We start from the raw sequence: 19,346 nt of genomic DNA, 5'->3' as shown, positions 1-19,346 counted from the left end.
GGGGCGGGCTTGCCGGAGGGTCAACCCGTATGGCTCAGCCAAAGCGCCCTTCGGCCCACCGTGCGGCGAAATAGCCGCCGACCGAGGCCACGGCGGTCAGGGTCGTCCCCCAGCACAGGTCGATGATCGTCAGACGCGTGGACCAGACGCTCAGCGTCGCCTGATTGGTCAGGTCATAGGTGGCGTAGGCGACGAAGCCGAGCACAGCCCCGTTCAGCAAGGCCCGCGTCCAGGCCGCCTCCTTCAGGGCCGGCACGATGGCCAGGAACACGATGCCGCCGATGGAGATCAGATAGAAGATCACCGCCGCCGTCATATTGGGCTTGTCCGCCATCAGGGGACCGATCACCGGCCGATACAGCCGATCCGCCATGGTGGTCAGCCAGACCGCGTCGATGGCGGCGAAGGTCAGGCCCGCCCCCAGATAGGCCACGACATATTTCAACATCAGGACAGGCCCTCTCCGGCCGGCTTCAACAGATAATGACTGACCGCCCAGGTGCGGCCGCCGTCGTTTCCAAACAGACCCGCCGTCGCCAGGTAGAAGCGACGCCAGCGTCGGGTCCACAGCGCCGCGTCCGGGCCATAGGTTTCGCGCATCAGCACGGCCACCCGTTCGGCGTTCCGATCCATATTGGCCAGCCAGTCGTTGGCCGTCCGCGCATAGTGGCCGCCGTTCCAGGTCCATTCCTGCGCCACCTCGAACAGGTCGGGGAACTGTCGGATCAGGTCACGGCTGGGCATGATCCCGCCCGTGAAGAAGTGCTGGGCGATGAAGTCGCCGCTGTCGGTGTGGTCGAATCGATAGGGCGCGTCGCGATGGGTGAAGACGTGGATAAACATCCGCCCATCGGGCTTCAGCCAGCCCCTGGCCCGCGTCAGCAGGGCGCGCCAGTTGGCCATGTGCTCGAACATCTCGACCGAGACGATGCGGTCAAAGCCGCAGATCTCGGCCTGAAAATCATTCATGTCGCAGGTCACGACCGTTAGATTGCTCAGACCCCGCGCCCGCGCCTGGGCCTCGATATGGCCGCGCTGGCCGTGGCTGTTGGAAACGGCGGTGATCCGGGCCGCAGGATAGCGCTCTGCCATCCACAGGCTCAGCGAGCCCCAGCCGCAGCCCAGCTCCAGAATGGTCTGCCCGTCCGCCAGTTCGGCATGGGCGCAGGTTTCTGCCAGCGCCTTTTCTTCGGCCTGATCCAGGGTCTCGGCCCCATCGCCATACAGGCAGCAGGAGTATTTCAGCCGAGCGCCGAGGCAGATTTCAAAGAACTCGGGCGGGAGTTCGTAATGCTGATCATTGGCCGCGGTCGTGTGTTCGGCCACCGCCCGGCGCGCCATCTCCCGCGCAAAGGCCGCCTGATCATGGGGCCCGTCGCGATCCAGCCGCCGTCGCGCCTCCGTGACCAGACTGTCGATCGCCGGACGGGTGATGAAGTCGGGAAAGGGCGCATCCTGCAGCTGACGGATGGCGACGTTGACCAGGCTCATGCGGATTCCATTGGCGACAGGGGCGACCTCTTGCATACGCATCAGCCTCGTCTTTGGATGCGGGCGCTTGCTCCGTCCCCTCGCCCGCTTTATGGACGGATAAGACCGCAATATTCATCAGACGGTGAAAAAGGGAGAGCGATGCGCAAGATCTACGCTGACGTCACGTCCGCGCTGGAGGGCCTGACCTTTGACGGGATGACCGTCATGTCCGGCGGCTTCGGCCTGTGCGGGATTCCCGAAAACCTGATCGCAGGCCTGAAGGCCTCGGGCGTCAAGGGACTGACCGTCATCTCCAACAACGCAGGCGTGGACGGCTTCGGCCTGGGCCAGCTGCTGGAGACCAAGCAGATCGCCAAGATGATCTCGTCCTACGTCGGCGAGAACAAGGAGTTCGAGCGCCAATACCTGGCCGGCGAGCTGCAGTTGGAGTTCAACCCGCAAGGAACACTCGCCGAGCGCATCCGCGCGGGCGGCGCGGGCATCCCCGCCTTCTTCACCGCCACCGGCGTCGGCACCCTGGTCGCCGAAGGCAAGGAAGTGCGCAACTTCGACGGCCGCGACTATGTCATGGAAACCGGCCTGATCGCCGACCTGGCGATCATCAAGGCGTGGAAGGCCGACGAACGCGGCAACCTCGTCTTCCGCAAGACGGCCCGCAACTTCAACCCGATGATGGCCACCGCCGGCAAGTTCACGGTCGTCGAGGTCGAGGAGATCGTCCCCACCGGCTCGCTGGACCCCGACCACATCCACACGCCCGGCGTCTATGTCGACCGCCTGATCCAGACCGTGTCCGAGAAGCGCATCGAACAGCGCACCGTCCGCCAGAAGGAGGCCTGAACCATGGCTCGTACTCGCGAACAACTGGCTGAACGCGCCGCCAAGGAGCTGCAGGACGGCTTCTACGTCAACCTCGGCATCGGCATCCCGACCCTGGTCGCCAACTACATCCCCGAAGGCATGGAAGTGACCCTGCAGTCGGAAAACGGCATGCTGGGCATGGGGCCCTTCCCCTATGAGGGCGAGGAAGACCCCGACCTGATCAACGCGGGCAAGCAGACAATCACCGAGATCCCCGAGAGCAGCTACTTCTCCTCGGCCGACAGCTTCGCCATGATCCGCGGCGGCCACATCAACCTGTCGATCCTCGGCGCCATGGAAGTGGCCCAGAACGGCGACATCGCCAACTGGATGATCCCCGGCAAGCTGGTGAAGGGCATGGGCGGCGCCATGGACCTGGTCGCGGGCGTCAAGCGCGTGGTCGTGGTCATGGATCACGCCAATAAGCACGGCCAGTCCAAGGTCCTGAAAGCTTGCACCCTCCCCCTGACCGGCACGGGCGTGGTCAGCCGCATCATCACCGACCTGGCCGTCTTTGACGTCAAGCCGGACGGTTCGGGTCTGGAACTGATCGAACTGGCCGAGGGCGTGACCCTGGACGAGGTCGCGGCCAAGACCGAGGCTGACTACACGGTGGCGGCGGGTCTGGGCTGAACCGCGCCCTCCCCGCCTGAAGACAGAAACCCCGGCGACCGCGAGGCCGCCGGGGTTTTCTATTATTCCCTTCTCCCGGTGGGAGAAGGTGGCCCGCAGGGCCGGATGAGGGTTCCCGATATCTGTCGGCGCAAGCCGTAGAACCGCAGCGGCTTACGCCGATTGAACCCTCAGCCCCTCACCCTTTCGCCTTGCGGATCGCTTCGCTCTCCGAGGCTCAAGCCCTCTCCCGCCGGGAGAGGGTTACTTCGCCGTCGCCTGGAAGCCCTGCTGGTCCGTCCACAGAACGATCTGGCGGCTGGCCTCGGCGGTGGCGCGGTCGAAAGCAGCGACGATGGCCGACTGGCGGTTCTCACCCGCGCTCTCGCTGACCGTTATGCGGTCCTCGGCCACGATCGAGCGGTCGCCGGGGCGCACCAGACGCAGCAGGACCACGATACTGGCGTTCGGAACGGCGCCCGGCGCGGCGTAATCCGCCTCGAAACGGCGCACGTCCACGCTCAGCAGCAGACCGTCGCGCGTCAGGGGACCGCTGCTCAAAACCGTGCAGGTTCCACCGTCGAGGAAGGCGTTGCGAAGCGCTTCCTCGAACAGGGTCTCGGCGGGCGACACCCAGCGCGCGCCCTTGATGTAGGCCGCCTCGGCCCCGGTCACGGCCAGCAGACGATCACCACGCGCGGCTTCGGGGAAGTCCACGCGGCGCATGGAGACATGAACGTCGGGGCAGGCCGAGGTCGCCCCCGTCCCTGCAAAGGCGGACGCCCCGCCGAACCGATAGAGCTGAACCGGATCGGGCGACGACAACAGGGCGCAACCGGACAGGGCGACCGACGCAGCCGCGATCACAAGAGCGGAACGGATCATGGCTGCACCTCTATTTCCTTGGACGGCGCCTTCGAGATGAAGTCGCGCGGGCTTTCACGCACATTGTCGATCAGCGACTGCAGCGAACGCGTCGCCTGATCCAGCTGGCGGATCGTGTCGTTCAACTGCGGCACGGTCTGCGTGCCGAAGTCGCCCAACGGCCCTTCCAGTCCCGTCGCCGTTCGGTTGATCGAGGCGATGGTCTGCTGGGCTTCGCGCGTGGCGGCGTTGATGTTGGCGATGGCCTGCTTGCCGTCGGTGTCGATCATCTGACGCGCGCTGGCGCCCAGGGCCTGGTATTCGCCGACGGCGGCGTTGGCCTTGGTGATCGTCTCTTCAAGCTGCTGGAACATGCCCTTGCGGGCCTCCAGCTCGGCGGTCATGGCTTCCACGTTCTTCACGCTGGTCGAGAAGCTGCGGATATTGTCGTCCGACATGACGCGGTTGATGCGGTTCAGCGCGTCCACCGTCTGGGCCAGCACCGTGCCGGAGCCGCTCAGCAGTTCCGCAATCGGACTGGGCTGACTCTGGATCACCGGCACGACATTGTCGGCATATTGGTCCTTCAGCAGAGCGCTGTTGGCTTCACCCGCCGTAATCTGGATGTAGTTCAGTCCGGTGATGCCCTGCGGCTCCAGCTGGGCGCGCGAGGTGACACGGACCGGGGTCGTGCCGTTCAGGCGTACGCGGGCGATGACCTGATCCCCCTTCTTCGGGTCCAGGTTCAGGGCCGTGACCTCGCCGACGCGGATGCCGTTGAAATGCACTTCCCCGCCTTCCGACAGACCGCGCACAGGGCCGTAGAAGACGATGTCATAGACGTCGTAGTCGTTGTTGAACTGCAGGCGGGCCAGCCAGATCGTGAATACGGCCAGCGCCAGCAACAGAGCGACAGTGGCGATGCCGACAGCGGCGTAGTGGGCGTCTCTTTCCATCTCTTCCCGCTCTCCTCAAGCGGCCTTATGGGCGGCGCGACCGCGCGGCCCCAGGAAGTATTCCTTGATCCAAGGGTGGTCGGAACGTTCCAGTTCCTGAACCGTGGCCTTGGCGACAACGTGCTTGTCAGCCAGCACCGCCACCTTGTCGCAGATGGCGTACAGGCTATCGAGATCGTGGGTGATCATGAAGACCGTCAGATCCAGATCGTCCGACAGGTCGCGGATCAGCTGATCGAAAGCGGCGGCGCCGATGGGGTCCAGCCCCGCCGTCGGTTCATCCAGAAAGATCAGCTCGGGGTCCAGCGCCATGGCGCGGGCCAGGCCGACGCGCTTGCGCATCCCGCCCGACAGCTCCGCCGGCTTGAGATAGTGGGACTCCGGCTTCAACCCGACCATGGCGATCTTCATCTCGGCCAGTTCGCGAATGGTTTTGGCCGGCAGGTCCGTATGCTCGACCAGCGGCGAGGCCACATTGTCCAGCACCGTCAGCGAAGAGAACAAGGCTCCCTGCTGGAACAGGACGCCGGTGCGCCGCTCGACCTCGGCCGCCTCGGCCTTGGTCATGGTTTCGCGCTCCATCCCGAACAGCTTCACCGAGCCGCCCTCGGGCTGCTTCAGGCCGATGATGGAGTTCAGCAGCACCGTCTTGCCGGTGCCCGAGCCGCCGACCACGCCAACGACTTCGCCCCTCTGCACGTCCAGATCGAGGTCCTGATGGATCACCCGGTCGCCGAACTGGCTCAACAGGCCGCGCACCTCGACGACGTTCTCGCGGGTCGGCTTTTCGATAGGCGCCGTCACAGGTTCAGCTCCAGGAAGATCATGGCGAAGACGGCGTCGAGGAAGATGATGGCGAAGATGGCCTGGACCACCGCCGCCGTGACCCGACGGCCCAGGCTCTCGACATCGCCGGCCACCGACATGCCCTGACGGCAACCAATGGCGGCCACCACCACGGCGAAGACCGGCGCCTTGATCAGACCGACCATCAGATGCGTGCCCATGTTGGGATCTTCGGTGACTCGCTGAAGGAAGAAGGAGGGGCCATAGGCCAGCTCGCTCCACGTCACCAGCATGCCGCCGAACAGGCCCGACACCATGCCGACGAAAGTCAGCAGCGGCAGCATCAGCAGCATGGCCGCCAGACGCGGAATCACCAGGGCCTGGAAGGGATTGACGCCCATGACCTGCATGGCGTCGACTTCCTGGTTCATCCGCATCGAACCGATCTCGGCCGCGAAGGACGAGGCCGAGCGGCCCGCCAGCAGAACGGAGGTGATGACCACGGCGAACTCGCGCAGCACCGACACGGCGACCAACTGGACCGTGAATACGCCCGCACCGAACTGGGTCAGCAGATTGGCCCCCAGGAAGGCGATGACCGCGCCGATGAAGAAGTTGGTCACGGCGATGATGGGGATGGCGTCCAGCCCCGACCGCTCAGCCTGACTGAACCAGGCGGGCCAGCGGATGCCGCCCGGATGTTTCAGCGCCCCGCCCACCGCCACGATCAGCCGCCCCAGGAAGGCCAGCGACAGCATGGCTTCGGCCCCGAAATCATAGACGCCCCGGCCGATCTTGGCGAAGGTCAGGGTCAGGGCGTTTGCCCGAGGCGGCGGTGCGGCGGACTCACGGTCCAGCTTCTCGACCATGGCGTAGATCCGGCCGGCTTCCGGACGGTCGCGCCACGCCGACTTGGGCAGGGGCTGCGACAGGTTCTGAACGATCGCCAGGGCGCCGGCGGTATCGAACCGCCCCAACTGGTCCAGCGCCAGCTCTGCGACAGGCCGGTCGCCCAGGTCGTCGGACAGGCGACGCGCCGTGCGGGCCAGACCCATGGTGGTCCAGTCGCCCGTCAGCCGCAGTCGCGCACCACCGTCTGGCCCATCCTCGATCTGAAAATCAGCTACGTCCATGCCCACCCTTTACCCGAGCTTGGCCTGATCGCCCATGGCGAAGCTCGTGGAAGAGGCAAACGCGCTGAAACTCGGATCGTTCAACGCACTGCGAACAGAGTTACCGACGATCAGCGCAGATAGTTGAGCAGCGACACATCCCGCAGTTGACTGATCACCTGAGCCGAGGCCTGAATGGCGATCTGGGCCATCTCCAGTTCCGTCACGGCCTGCGCCATGTTGGCGTCGGTCTTGCCCGACAGGATGGTGTCGACTGAAATCTTGCGGGCCTCCTGCGACTCCAGCAGCGTATCGACGCGGGCCTGCATCGAACCGTTCTTGGCCTGGATATTGACCACGTCCTTGGCCGCCGTTTCGAAGCGCCCCATCAGCGCGGTCAGCGCGGTCTTCTGGGCGTCGTCCATCTGACCGTTCAGCGGTGTGCCCTGATGCAGGATTTGCAGGTCGCGGAACACGTCAAATAGCGCCTGTCCCACATCACTGGCCAGGAAGCCGGTGTCCATGGTGACAGTCTCGTCCAGCAGGGACGACTGCTTCAACTGGTCGTTCTTGAAGACGTCGCTGGTCAGGGGCATGGCCGCCAGCTTCTCGAGGTCCGTCGCCCCGACCGGCGCGGCGGGCAGGACCACGGCCTGCTGGTCCACCGCCCCGCCCGAAAACAGGGACTTGCCCTGATGCTTCATATTCAGGCCGTCCTGGGCCATCTTGAAGACGGTCTCCATCTCGGACATCAGCCCCTCCATGCGCCCGGCCGCGATGGCGTTGGCGATGGCTTGTCGACCGGCCGTGGCGGCGTCGGCGACCCGATCCAGTCCCATGTCCTGCATGGTCAGCCGGTCGGCCACCGTCTTGTTGGTGTCGATAAAGCCCTGGATTCGCGTCTGACTGGATTTCAGCGCGATCACCGTTTCCGACTGCCGCCCGAAGCCGACCAGATCTGTGGCGTTCTTCTTGGTGTTGACCTTGTTCTGCGCTTCCTCGCCGCGCGCCTGCGCGTTCATCAGGTGCAGCAGGGCCGACTGATAGTTTCCAAACGTCGAAACGCGGGTCATCGCATCATTCCGATCAGGGTGTCGTACATTTCCGACGCGGCCTGGATAAGGCGCGCCGAAGCGTTAAAGGCTTGCTGATAGGTGGTCATCAGCACCAGTTCCTCGTCCATGTTGACGCCTTCGACCGCGCTGCGTCGCGCGGACGCCTCTTGATAGAGCGCGGCGGCGCTGGTGGCGCGGGTCTTGGCGATGGTGGCCTTGCCCCCGATCTCGCCCGAGAACTCCGCCGCATAGCGCGCCAGGGACATATTGACCCCGCCCGCGCCGCCCGCCGCCGAGAACGACGTCGCGTTCTGATCGGCCTTGGCCAGCAGGCGACCGCCGCTGCCGTCGTTCTTGCTGAGCGCGGAGGTGCCCGCCGCCGCCCCCAGGTTCAACTGGGCCAAGGCCAGTCTGGACGGGTCCTTGGCGATATCGCTGCGCACCGAGAAGCCGCCGGCGCGAGAGGCGCGAGCACCGCTCAAGCCGAACAGGTCGCTCATCGACACGCCCGAAGGAACCTGGCGCGTGCCGTCCTCGATGACCGACATGGTCGACGGCGGCGCGCCGTGGCCGGTGAAGATCAGTTCGCCCGCACCGTTCAGACTGAAGCTGCCATGGGCGCCGATCCCCGTCGCGGGATCGTTCAACGCCGTGAGCATCTCGGTCATCGTTCCCGCGCCCGCCGGCACGGCCACCGCCAGATCGCGGATGCGCGAGCCCGAGGCGTCGGTGAAGCGGAACTTGATCGTCTCGCCCGGCGTGAAGCCATGCTGCGAGGCGGGTGTCAGGCCTGTGTCGTAAAGCGCCGGGCGATCCGTCGAGACCAGATCGTTCAGGCCGAAGTAATGCGAGAAGCCGCGCCCGGCCTTGCTGCTGGGGGTGGCGGCGTCATCGGCGATGGCGACGCCGCTTCCGGCGGGCGCCTCAATGCTCAGGCGACCGTTGACGAAGCTGGCTGTGGCCCCGCCCAGCTGTCCGTTCAGCGTGGTAAGGAAGGTGGCTGGCGTGGCCGCCACGCCGTTGATGGTCATCGTGCCGCCCGAGAAGACGATCTCGGCGGAGTTCTGGATCACGCCCTGGGCGTCGACCGTGGTGATGGTGGTCTTGCCGGTGAAGCCCGCCAGGGCCGTTTCCAGCGACTGCCCCACGTTGCGGCCATTCAGCACCGGCGGCGCCGGAACCGAGGATGCCGCGTTGTGCGCGCGGTTCAGTTCGTCGGCCAGGCGCGTCATCAGCTCGCCGAGGCGCTCGGCCGCCGCAGGAGCCTCGACGTCGCGCAGTTCCAGCAGACCCTTGATCTCACCCGAGGCCAGGCCTTCCGTCAGCGGTCGCCGCTGGCCGTTCGGCTCGGTGACCATGATCTGGTTGAAGACGGTCTCAGAGGACACCACGCCCGCCCGCTGGTATTCCAGCTTGGCCGCGCCCTGCCCGGCCAGCAGAATGCCGGCGCCCGTCCGCACCTCGATCCCGCCGATGGAGCGGTTGGTGATGCGCACATCCATCAGCTCGGACAATTCGTTGATCAGACCGGCCTGAATGGTCTGGGCGCCCGTCGAATCCGTGCCGACGACATTGGCCTTGGCGATGTCGACGTTCAGCTTCTCGATCTGCTCGACCAGGCCGTTGACCTTGTCCACCGCGGTGCGCAGACGAGCGTCCGCCTCCTCGCGCGTGCTTTGGATCTCCTTGGCCACCCGCGCGGCCTCGTCGAACATGGCCTGGGTCTTCCAGATCGCGTCCTGACGCAGCGGTCCCGAGGTGGCGTTTTCCGCCGAGGTCGAGAAGGCCGAGAAGATCTTGTCGATCTGGGCGAAGAAGCCGCTGTCCGCGCCCGGATCGCCGAACTGCGACTGGATATTGTTGAAAAGCTCATAGCGCACTGACTGACGCCCGGCGTCGGCCCCGGCGCTCAGGCTGGCGGCCTGCAGGAAGCGGTCGGTGGCCAGACGGATACGCGCGATCTCGACCCCGGCGCCCGCGCCCTGGCTGGCCCAGGACTGCTGATCGGCCACCTTGCGGATATAGCCCGGCGTATTGACGTTCGAGACGTTGTCGGAAACCACCCGTAGCTGCGTCTGGGCGGCGTTCATGCCCGAGGTGGCGATGTTCATGATCGAGTTCAGGGACATCAGACACGGGCTCCATGCAGGGGCGCGCCCGGCAAGCCTTGCTGGCCTGCGCGCAAATCTTGCCCGGCTTTCTGGTTAGCCATTCTAGCCAACTCCTTGAATTTATTAGACATCGGCTTTTCAGCCCCTGTGCGTTCACACACCACGGCGCAAATCGCAGGCCATGTCGTTCAAGGCGCTCGTCGGTGCGGGTCGCCCGGCAAAAACGTAGCGGCGCGGCAAGAAGCGCCGGGCGAAAAGGGCGCCGAAACCAATGCTGAAATCAATATAGATTGTTGTTTTTCAATGACTTGTATTTGCTCCGCTGACTTGGCCCGTAGCTTGCGCCGTGCCGTTCGAACCACCTGAGCGCAGTAGGCGCCGCCCACCCAGCGAAAGCCCTATCGCCTCTCATGTCCGCGCTCAGCGTCATGTCCCTGATCGCCCCGACCGCCCCGGTCGGCGCATCCGCATCCGTGGAAACGGCGGCGGACAGCGGCCTGTTCGCTGGCCTGGTCGCGGCTGTCGCCCCGTCGCTCAAGACGCAGGGTGAAGACAGCGCGCTGATTCCGAATGCGCCGTTCGTAGAGGACGAAGCCGCCGAGACGCCCTCGCTGGACGCAGCCATGACGACGGCGCCCGCCTGGCCGCACGTCCCTCTGATCGCCCCCGCCCCCCTGCCCGTCGCGCCGTCGGCGCCCGCAACAGCTTCGGAAGCCGCCGATGCGGCAACCGCCGCAAGCTCTGCCGCCCCCTCGCCGCAGATCGCGCCGGTCCCGCCGCTGAACGTCGCCACAGACGCACAACCGACCATCACCGCGCCGATGCCGCCTGCCGACGACGCTCCGGCTCCGGCTCCGGCTCCGGCCTCGACGCCGGCATCGCTCGGCACCTCCGCAGCGGCGCCTGACACGGCGAAAGCGCCCATCGCGCCCTCTGCCGCGCCCCTTCTCGCCGCCGCGCCGACGGAGGCTCGTCCTGCCCAGCCCGCGTCCGAGGCCGCGCCCCGCCCGGCCGTCGCTGCCGAAACGCCTGTCGCCCCGGGCCAGAACCCGGTTCAGGTCGATCAAACCGTGCGTCAGGCCGCCGCTGCCCCTCGCCAGGCGCCCACGGCTGCGCCCGCCGCCTCGACTTTGCCCGACGTCGCGCGGGAGCCGATCGCCTCCGACGGGACCACCAGGCCGCGCCTCGAAAGCGCCGCCGCCGCTCGCCCGGTTTCTCAGGGGCCGACCGCCGTCACCATGACGGCCACGTCCGTCCCCGCATCGGCCCCCGCACCCGCGGCCGTTCCGTCGGTCCAGCCCGCACCTGAGGCCCCTGCCGCCCCGGCCCTCGCGCCTGTCGCTACCACTGCAAGCGCTATCGCAGCCGCGCCTGCGGCCACGCCCGCACCTCGGCCGACAGCCGCCGCAGCACAGCCAGCCGTCTCCGCGTCGCCGGCGTCGCAGACCACTGAACCCGCTCCCGCCGCCCCCACCGCCGACGCGGCGCAACCGGCGGAACAGATCATCGCGACCGCCGCCGCTTCAGCTTCAAGCGAAGCGGAGCCCGAGCCCGCACCCCAGACGCCGCCGCCCGCGACCACGGCTCCGGCCCCTGCACGCAACGGGTCTGCACGCCTCGACGACCGCCGCTCCAACGCCGCCACAGCCAACGCCCCCGCTGAAGCCAGAACCGACACTGGCGGCGCCCGGTCGATCCTGCCGACCTCGACCCCGTCCGCCGCCGCATCGACAGCGCCCGTTGTCGCCGCCCTCAGCGAGGCAGCCGCCGCGCCGGTCCTGCCCGCCGACGCCGCGCCGCTCGACGGCCAGGCCGACCTCGCCCCGTCGCAACAGATTCTGGACGCCCAGAGCGCCGCCCCGACCGCCCCGCGCGACCTGGGCCTGTCACAACTGTCGCGCGCCACGGTCGAGACCACGGTCCAGTTGGCCGCGCAAATCCTGAAGAAGCTGGAAGGCCGCTCGACCCGCTTCGACATGGCCCTGACGCCCGAGGGCCTGGGTCGCGTCGATGTCAGCCTGGAAATCGATTCAGATGGCCGTCTGGCGGCGCGTCTGGCCTTCGACAACCCGGCGGCGGCGACCGACATGCGCGCCCGCGCTGACGAACTGCGTCGTCAGCTTCAGGACGCCGGTTTCCATCTGACCCAGGACTCGCTCGAGTTCTCGGACCGCAATCCCTCCTCGGGCTTCAGCGGCGGCGGCGCCTTTGACCGCGCCCCTGACCGCCGCGCCTTCGCCGGCGCCGCCCGTCTGGCCGCCCAGGCCGATAGCGTCCTGCCGCCGCCCAACGCCTGGACATCCCTCTCGATGACGCCCGACCGCGTCGATATGAAGGTCTGATCGATGGTCACCGCCGTCAATGGAAACACCGCCACCAACAAGATCAATGCCAGCTCCGGCATGCTGGCGTCGAACTTCGAGACCTTCCTCTCGTTGCTGACCGCCCAGCTGAAGAATCAGGACCCGCTGTCGCCGATGGACTCCAATGAGTTCACCGGCCAGCTGACCCAGATGGCCGGCGTCGAACAACAGCTACTGTCCAACCAGCTGCTGACCGCCCTGTTGAACGGCCAGAAGGGCGACGGCCTGGCCAACGCCTCGAACTATATCGGCAAGGACGCCACCGCCGTCTGGGACGCGACCAAGGCCGCCGACGGCAAGGCGACGTGGAGCTACGAACTGGGCAAGAACGCCACCGAGGTCGAGCTTCAGGTCCTCAACTCGACGGGTCAAGTCGTCTGGAAGGGCCCGCCGCCAGAAGGCGGCACGACGTCAGGAGTGCACGACTTCAACTGGACCGAAGGTCAGGACGGCAGCGTCTATACGCTGAAGGTCGTGGCCAAGGACGGCACAGGCAAGGTCGACGCCCAGGTCCTGATGCGTGGCCGGATCACCGGCGTCGAGATGTACGCCGACGAGCCCTACGTCACCATCGGCAACTCGGTCATGCCGCTGTCCAGCATCATCGCGCTCGACGAGAAGAACGCCAGCGTGACCCCGCCGAAACCGGACCCCACCCCACCCGAGACCGACGCCTGAACGGCGTCCCTCTCGCTTCCGCATTTTCCTCTTAAGGAGCCGCTACAATGAGCATCAACAGCGCCATGCAGGCCGGGGTTTCCGGTCTTTCCGCCAACTCCGCCGCCCTGGCCGCGATCTCGCAGAACATCGCGAACGTGAACACCATCGGCTACAAGCGCACCCAGGGCGAGTTCCAAACCATCGTGAACAGCCAGAGCAAGGGCGCGGGCGGCTATGCGGCCGGCGGCGTCATGACCACGGCCCGGCACTTCATCAGCCAGGAAGGCCAGCTGCAGCGCACGACCGAAAGCACCGACTTGGCCGTTGACGGTCAGGGCTTCTTCGTCACGACCGAGAAGGCCGAGGGCGTCGGCGCCACCGACAGCCGCCTGTTCACCCGTGCGGGCGCCTTCCGCATCGACAACCTGGGCTATCTGAAGAACAGCGCCGGCCTTTACCTGCAAGGCTGGCCCGTCGATTCCAACGGCGACATCGCCACCGACCCGTCGGACCTGACCCGTCTGCGCTCGATCAACATCGGCACGGTCGGCGGCACCGCCGAGCCCACCACGCGCGCCCAGATCAACGCCAACCTCTATTCCGGCCAAGCCATTTCGAGCGCTTCGGCCCCGCAGAAATATACGGGCGTCGCCATGGTTCCCGCCGCATCGGGGCCCAAGGACTTCACCGTCCGCTATTCGCCGACCGGCGTCGCCAACCAATACAACGTCACGGTGAAGACCGGCATCGAGACCATCAACGCTGTCGCCACCTATGACGCTGCTGGCAACCTGGCCACCCTGACCGGCCTGACGCCCGCTGGCGCCTCCGTCGATGGCACACTGGACAATCTGACCCTGCCTTCGGGCGGTGCGGTCTCTCTGAGCAGCCCGGGTCTGGGCATCAAGACCAACAACATCGCCAAGACCAAGTACGACCCGTCCATCAACTCGATGGCCATGTATAACGGCGAGGACGACAACCCGCTGGGCGTCAAGCCGGACTTCAAGATCAACATCCCGGTCTCGGACTCCAAGGGCGGTCAGCGCAACATCGAAATCCGTCTGCTGAAGAGCGACGTGGCCAACGAATGGTACGCTGAAATCGTCGCGGTCCCGGCCGAGGACGTGGTCACCGGCGGGGCCTATTCGAACGGTCAGATCAAGAAGGGCGTCATCGCCTTCACCCCGGCGGGCCGCCTCGACATCTCGACCATGCAGGGCTGGCCTGCGGGCAAGGGCCTGTTCGACGACCCGGCTAACGCCGTCCTGGACTTCGGCAAGTCCGACCCCAACATGGTCATCGACCCGGCCGACCCGGCCGACGACCTGAAGGTGAAGTGGGCCGACGGCCTGGGCATCTCGGCCCAGACCCTGACCCTGGACCTGGCCACCTCGGCCGGCGGCCTCAGCCAGCTGAACACGGCCTCGATCGTGCAGTCCACGGTCACCAACGGCACCGCCTTCGGCAACCTGTCGGACATCAAGATCGACGAGAACGGCTTCGTCACCGCCATCTTCGACAACGGCGTCATGCGCCGGATCGCCCAGGTCGCCATCGCCACCTTCCCCAGCCCCGACAGCCTGCGTCAGGTCACCGGCAACGCCTTCCGCGTCAGCCTGGACAGCGGCACCTTCAACCTGAAGGCGGCTGGTACGGGCGGCTCGGGCATGATCGCGGCCCAGCAACTGGAATCCTCGACCGTCGACCTATCCGCCGAGTTCACCAGCCTGATCACCACCCAGCGCGCCTATTCGGCTTCGTCCAAGATCATCACGACGGCCGACGAGATGCTGGCCGAACTGCTCAGCATCAAGCGCTGATCGCTTAACGCGACTCCGTGAGTAAGCCTTTGTTAGACTCGATGAATCCTTCGTTTCCGGCGCCCCGCGCGCGCCGGGGGCGAAGGATGCGTCTTAGCCATTCCTTCACCACGACGCTTAAACGCCCCTTAGCCGGGGCGCGCCTAGGGTACGCGTCGATGGTGGTGGTGAAAGAGGCTTAAGCCCATGCTGCAAGAGCGACGCCTGAATAGTAGAGGCGAACAATATGTGGTCGGCCCGACGGGCACGCCGCTGACCCTGCGCGATCTCCCGCCGGCGGAAACGAACCGCTGGGTGATCCGCCGCAAGGCTGAAGTGGTCGCCGCCGTTCGCGGCGGTCTGATCAGCCTGGAAGACGCCCTGACGAAGTATCGTCTGACGGCTGAGGAATTCATCGCCTGGCAACAGGCGATCGACAAATGGGGTATGCAAGGCCTGCGCACCACGCGCATCCAGAGCTACCGGGATTAATGGGCCTCAAGTAGCGCAAAGGGCGATAGGCCCAAGGATAAAGGCCGCCCCGAACCGGGCGGCCTTTTTCGTTGAACGCAGCTTCCCTCCCTCTCCGTCATCCTCCGGCTTGACCGGAGGACCCAGCGGCGTCGAAGGCGATCTTCAGGACCATGCCTCGAAATCGAACCCGAGGCCCTCTATATGGCGGCGATGACCCTGGCTGACGACACCTGCCCCATCCCGACCATCGCCCCCATGTCCGGCGCCGCCGACATGGACGCCGCGATCGAGAGCGCGCGACAGGCGGTCGGCCTGCCGGTCGGCGCCCGCGTGGTCGCGGCCATGTCGGGCGGGGTGGATTCCACCGTCGTCGCCGCCTTGCTGGCCAAGGCCGGCTATGACGTGGTCGGCGTCACGCTCCAGCTCTACGACCACGGCGCCGCCCTGAAGAAGAAGAAGGGCGCCTGCTGCGCCGGTCAGGACATCCACGACGCCCGTCTGGCCGCCGAGCTGATCGGCATCCCCCACTACGTCCTCGACTACGAAAGCCGCTTCAAGGACGCCGTGATCGACCAGTTCGCGGATTCCTATCTGAAGGGCCAAACCCCGGTTCCCTGCATTCGCTGCAATCAGACGGTCAAGTTCCGCGACCTGCTGGACGTGGCCCGCGACCTGGGCGCCGAGGCCATGGCCACCGGCCACTACGTCCGGCGCGCCATCGCCGGAAACCGCTCGCAGATGAGGAAGGCCGTCGATCACTCGCGCGACCAGTCCTACTTCCTGTTCGCCACCACCCAGGCGCAGCTCGACTATCTGCGCTTCCCCCTGGCCGATCTGGAAAAGCCCCAGGTGCGCGGCGTCGCCGCCGCCCTGGGCTTGAAGATCGCCGCCAAGCCTGACAGCCAGGACATCTGCTTCGTCCCGTCCGGCGACTACCGCACCTTGATCGACCGTCTGCGTCCACAAGGCCGCGAAGCCGGTGAGATCGTCCACATGGACGGCCGCGTGCTCGGGAAACACGGCGGCATCACCGACTACACCATCGGCCAGCGCCGGGGCCTGAACGTCGCCGTGGGCGAGCCGCTGTTCGTGACCAAACTGGACCCCGACAACCGCCGCGTCATCGTCGGCCCGCGCGAAGCCTTGCTGACCGCCAGCCTGATCCTGGAAGAAACCAACTGGCTCGGCGATCAAGCCACGATCGAGGAAGCCGCCCGCGACGGCGCCCCCGTCCTGGCCCGCGTCCGCTCGACCCGCCAGCCGTCCCCGGCCCGTCTCAGCATGGACGATGACAACCGCATCTCCGTCGTCTTCGATGAAGGCGAAGAAGGCGTCGCCCCCGGCCAGGCCTGCGCCCTCTACGATCCCGCCGATCCCGACCGCGTCCTCGGCGGCGGCTTCATCCAGAGCACCACCGCTGTCGTCTGATCATCCTATCGACGGGCTCGCGCTGGGCCTTCGCCCCGGTCTGCCCGCCGACATGCTCTATCTGCGCGACGCCTTCCCGCGTGAGCGCTGGACCGAGGCCTTGCCCGAAACCGCCGCCTTCTGGCTGCAAATGCACGGCGGGTTCCGCGCCCAGCAGCGGCATATGGCCGACGCCGCTGCACACTGGCGCTCGGGCAGGCTTGACCCGCGCGGTCTGCACGCCGCCCTCATGCCCACGCTGCAAGCCTTCCTCCAGCATCTGGACGGCCACCACCGCGTCGAGAGCGGCCACTATTTCCCGCACTTCCGTCTGATCGAGCCGCGCATCCAGTCCGGCCTCGATCTGCTGGACCGCGACCACGACGCCATCCACGCCCATCTAGACGCCCTCTACCATTCCGCCGTCGCCTTTCACCGGGCGGTCGCCGGTCAATCCTCCGACGCCCCCGACCACGCCAACCGCCTCGCCGACGTGCTGGACCGCGCCGCCCCCGGCCTGATCCGTCACCTCGACGACGAAGAGGACATCGTCATTCCCCTGATGGTCATGAAAGGCGGTCCTGCGGCCTGACGCCACAGAACCTCGATCGTTTATTTTCGAGACAGGCCGCATCCATACGGCCATGCTCCAGCCTCATCAGGTCATCACGCACCTCACGAGGCTCAGAATGCGCTCCTTCGCCTGCATGGTTTCCGCCCTGGCGCTTGTCGCCGCCGTCCCCGCCCTCGCCGCGACCGAACCCGCTGCGCCCGGCCAGGCCCAGGCCGCTTCCACCGCCGCCACGCCCTACACCGCCGCCCAGTTCTTCGAGACGACCAGCTTCTCGATGGCCAACCCGGACGGCCTGGCCTTCTCCGAGGGCCGCAGCCACGTCCTGATCTCGTCGGATCAGACGGGCGTGTTCAACGCCTACGCCCTGCCCGTCGCGGGCGGCGATCCCGTGCCCCTGACCGCCTCGACCACCAACGCCACCTTCGCCCAGAGCTACTTCCCCGACGGCCGTCGCATCCTGGTGGCGGCGGATCAGGGCGGCAACGAACTGACCCACATCTATGTGCGCGAAACCGATGGGACGCTGCGCGACCTGACCCCCGGCGACAAGCTCAAGGCCGGCTTCATCGGCTTCAGCGACGACGGCCAGACCTTCTGGCTGACCAGCAACGAACGCGACGCTTCCGCCTTCGACGTCTATGCCTATGACGCGACCACCTATGAGCGGAAACTGGTGTTCCAGAACCCCGGCCTCAACGTCACGGCCGTATCCGGCGACGGTCGTCTGGTCGCCCTGATCAAGTCTCACACCAGCGCCAACTCCGACATCTATCTCGCTGATCTTCAGGCAGGCGGCGAGCCCTACCTGATCTCGGAACACACCGGCGACGTGGCCTATGACGTCAGCGGCTTCGGTCCCAACGGCGCGACCCTGATCTACACCAGCAATCAGGACGGCGAGTTCGCCCAGGCCTACGCCTATGACATCGCCAACAAGGCCCACAACCGCACGACCCAGGCCGACTGGGACGTCATGTATGTCTCCTTCTCGCCCAACGGCCGCTATCGGGTCACCGCCGTTAACGCCGACGCCTCGACGGAACTGACCATCGAGGATGCACAGACCCGCGCGCCCGTCCGCCTGACCGGCCTGCCCGAGGGCGACATCACCGGCGTCCGCTTCGATCCCGGCGCCGATCTGGCCGCCTTCACCGTGGTGTCCGACACCTCGCCCGCCGACGTCTTCATCGCCGACCTGTCGACCGGACAGGCGCGGCGCCTGACCTCGGCCCTGAACCCGGCGATCAAGGAAGGCGACCTGGTCGAGGCGACCATCGTCCGCTACCCGGGCGAAGGCGGAGTCATGGTCCCGGCGGTTCTCTATCGGCCCAAGGGCGCCTCGGCCGCCAACCCGGCCCCGGCGGTCGTCCTGGTCCACGGCGGACCGGGCGGCCAGACGCGGCGCGGCTATTCCGCCATGGTCCAGCACCTGGTCAATCACGGCTATGCGGTCCTGGGGGCCAACAACCGGGGCTCGTCAGGCTACGGCAAGACCTTCTTCCACATGGACGACAAGAAGCACGGCGAGGCCGACCTGCGCGACATCGTCGCCGGCGGCGACTGGCTGCGGGCGCAGGACTGGGTGGCCGACGATCAGGTCGCGGTCATGGGCGGCTCCTACGGCGGCTACATCACCGCCGCGGCCCTGGCTTTCCACCCCGAGAAGTTCGAAGCCGGCATCGACATCTTCGGCGTGACCAACTGGGTGCGGACCCTGGAATCCATCCCCGCCTGGTGGGGCGCGCAGCGCGTGGCCCTGTTCGACGAAATGGGCGACCCGGCGACCGACGCCGCACGCCACCGCGCCATCTCGCCCCTGTTCCACGCCGAGAAGATCCAGCGCCCCCTGCTGGTGATCCAGGGCGCCAACGACCCGCGCGTGCTTCAGGTCGAGAGCGACGAACTGGTCGAAAAGGTCCGGGCCAACAACGTCCCCGTCGAATACGTCGTCTTCCCCGACGAAGGCCACGGCTTCCAGCGCCGCGCCAACCGCATCAAGGCCCAGGAATCCTACCTGGCCTTCCTAAACCGCTACGTCCGCAAGGCGGAATGACGCGAAGCGCGAGGTTGAGAAGCCTGGCGAAAGCCGACCGCGAGAGCGCGGTCGGCTTTCGACCCTCTGTCCGCTTTCCGCGCATGGGTGAAATGCCGCTTTCTACCGAGGCTGTGTAAAAACGTGCGGACCCACGGCGGGGCGGAAGGTGGCGACGAGGTG

Annotated in this window: 17 protein-coding genes; 9 read left to right on the top strand and 8 right to left on the bottom strand. The window is 66.6% G+C overall.

Annotation, left to right across the window (positions count from 1 at the left end; genetic code table 11):
* Positions 1-34 precede the first annotated feature (34 nt).
* Together DXK21_RS08910 and DXK21_RS08905 are read right to left on the bottom strand one after the other, a co-directional pair.
* A complete protein-coding gene (locus DXK21_RS08910; protein ID WP_114817434.1) occupies positions 35-448 on the bottom strand; it encodes a DUF2177 family protein in 414 nt (137 codons plus the stop codon).
* A complete protein-coding gene (locus DXK21_RS08905) occupies positions 448-1,491 on the bottom strand; it encodes an SAM-dependent methyltransferase (RefSeq protein ID WP_114817487.1) in 1,044 nt (347 codons plus the stop codon). The genes DXK21_RS08910 and DXK21_RS08905 overlap by 1 nt, the downstream gene beginning before the upstream one ends.
* Positions 1,492-1,632: 141 nt before the next feature.
* Between DXK21_RS08905 and DXK21_RS08900 the strand changes: the two genes are divergently transcribed.
* On the top strand, positions 1,633-2,334 hold the full coding sequence (locus DXK21_RS08900; RefSeq protein WP_114817433.1) for a CoA transferase subunit A: 702 nt from the start codon (positions 1,633-1,635) through the stop codon (positions 2,332-2,334).
* A gap of 3 nt (positions 2,335-2,337) precedes the next feature.
* Positions 2,338-2,988: a 3-oxoacid CoA-transferase subunit B gene (locus DXK21_RS08895; protein ID WP_114817432.1), complete on the top strand. Its 651-nt coding sequence runs from the start codon at positions 2,338-2,340 to the stop codon at positions 2,986-2,988.
* A 243-nt stretch (positions 2,989-3,231) separates the two neighbouring features.
* Here the strand turns inward: DXK21_RS08895 and DXK21_RS08890 are convergent, their stop codons facing one another.
* From DXK21_RS08890 to flgK, 6 genes are all read right to left on the bottom strand, one after another.
* On the bottom strand, positions 3,232-3,852 hold the full coding sequence (locus DXK21_RS08890) for an ABC-type transport auxiliary lipoprotein family protein (protein WP_114817431.1): 621 nt from the start codon (positions 3,850-3,852) through the stop codon (positions 3,232-3,234).
* A complete protein-coding gene (locus tag DXK21_RS08885) occupies positions 3,849-4,787 on the bottom strand; it encodes an MlaD family protein (protein ID WP_114817430.1) in 939 nt (312 codons plus the stop codon). The genes DXK21_RS08890 and DXK21_RS08885 overlap by 4 nt, the downstream gene beginning before the upstream one ends.
* Before the next feature lie 15 nt (positions 4,788-4,802).
* Entirely contained in the window at positions 4,803-5,591 is a 789-nt protein-coding gene (locus tag DXK21_RS08880) for an ABC transporter ATP-binding protein (RefSeq protein ID WP_114817429.1), read from the bottom strand.
* Positions 5,588-6,706, bottom strand: a complete 1,119-nt coding sequence (locus DXK21_RS08875) for an MlaE family ABC transporter permease (RefSeq protein WP_114817428.1) — start codon at positions 6,704-6,706, stop codon at positions 5,588-5,590. Before DXK21_RS08875 ends, DXK21_RS08880 begins: the two co-directional genes overlap by 4 nt.
* Before the next feature lie 110 nt (positions 6,707-6,816).
* Positions 6,817-7,758 carry a flagellin gene (locus DXK21_RS08870; protein ID WP_114817427.1) on the bottom strand — a complete coding sequence of 314 codons (942 nt, stop codon included), beginning with the start codon at positions 7,756-7,758 and terminating at the stop codon, positions 6,817-6,819.
* On the bottom strand, positions 7,755-9,869 hold the full coding sequence (flgK, locus tag DXK21_RS08865) for a flagellar hook-associated protein FlgK (RefSeq protein ID WP_114817426.1): 2,115 nt from the start codon (positions 9,867-9,869) through the stop codon (positions 7,755-7,757). The genes DXK21_RS08870 and flgK overlap by 4 nt, the downstream gene beginning before the upstream one ends.
* Before the next feature lie 392 nt (positions 9,870-10,261).
* Between flgK and DXK21_RS16915 the strand changes: the two genes are divergently transcribed.
* The 7 genes from DXK21_RS16915 (at position 10,262) to DXK21_RS08830 (ending at position 19,184) form a co-directional block, all read left to right on the top strand.
* The gene (locus tag DXK21_RS16915) at positions 10,262-12,193 is read left to right on the top strand and encodes a flagellar hook-length control protein FliK (RefSeq protein ID WP_245945162.1); all 1,932 of its coding nucleotides are present in this window, start codon (positions 10,262-10,264) and stop codon (positions 12,191-12,193) included.
* Positions 12,194-12,196: 3 nt separating this feature from the next.
* A complete protein-coding gene (locus DXK21_RS08855) occupies positions 12,197-12,892 on the top strand; it encodes a flagellar hook assembly protein FlgD (RefSeq protein WP_114817425.1) in 696 nt (231 codons plus the stop codon).
* Between the two features lie 47 nt (positions 12,893-12,939).
* Positions 12,940-14,697 (top strand): flagellar hook protein FlgE, encoded by a 1,758-nt coding sequence (flgE, locus tag DXK21_RS08850; protein ID WP_162790611.1) that lies wholly within the window; start codon positions 12,940-12,942, stop codon positions 14,695-14,697.
* Positions 14,698-14,883: 186 nt separating this feature from the next.
* Complete coding sequence (gene sciP / locus DXK21_RS08845; protein ID WP_105563033.1) at positions 14,884-15,168, top strand: CtrA inhibitor SciP; 285 nt, start codon at positions 14,884-14,886, stop codon at positions 15,166-15,168.
* A 237-nt stretch (positions 15,169-15,405) separates the two neighbouring features.
* Positions 15,406-16,578 (top strand): tRNA 2-thiouridine(34) synthase MnmA, encoded by a 1,173-nt coding sequence (gene mnmA, locus DXK21_RS08840; RefSeq protein ID WP_114817484.1) that lies wholly within the window; start codon positions 15,406-15,408, stop codon positions 16,576-16,578.
* 52 nt (positions 16,579-16,630) lie between these two features.
* Positions 16,631-17,149 carry a hemerythrin domain-containing protein gene (locus DXK21_RS08835; protein ID WP_162790610.1) on the top strand — a complete coding sequence of 173 codons (519 nt, stop codon included), beginning with the start codon at positions 16,631-16,633 and terminating at the stop codon, positions 17,147-17,149.
* A 97-nt stretch (positions 17,150-17,246) separates the two neighbouring features.
* Entirely contained in the window at positions 17,247-19,184 is a 1,938-nt protein-coding gene (locus DXK21_RS08830) for a S9 family peptidase (RefSeq protein ID WP_114817423.1), read from the top strand.
* The last annotated feature ends 162 nt before the right edge of the window (positions 19,185-19,346 follow it).

It is taken from the genome of Brevundimonas bullata (assembly GCF_003350205.1).
Classification (GTDB): domain Bacteria; phylum Pseudomonadota; class Alphaproteobacteria; order Caulobacterales; family Caulobacteraceae; genus Brevundimonas; species Brevundimonas bullata.
The sequence above is the reverse complement of the archived record's forward strand: the minus strand, read 5'-3'. Positions and strand labels throughout refer to the sequence as shown.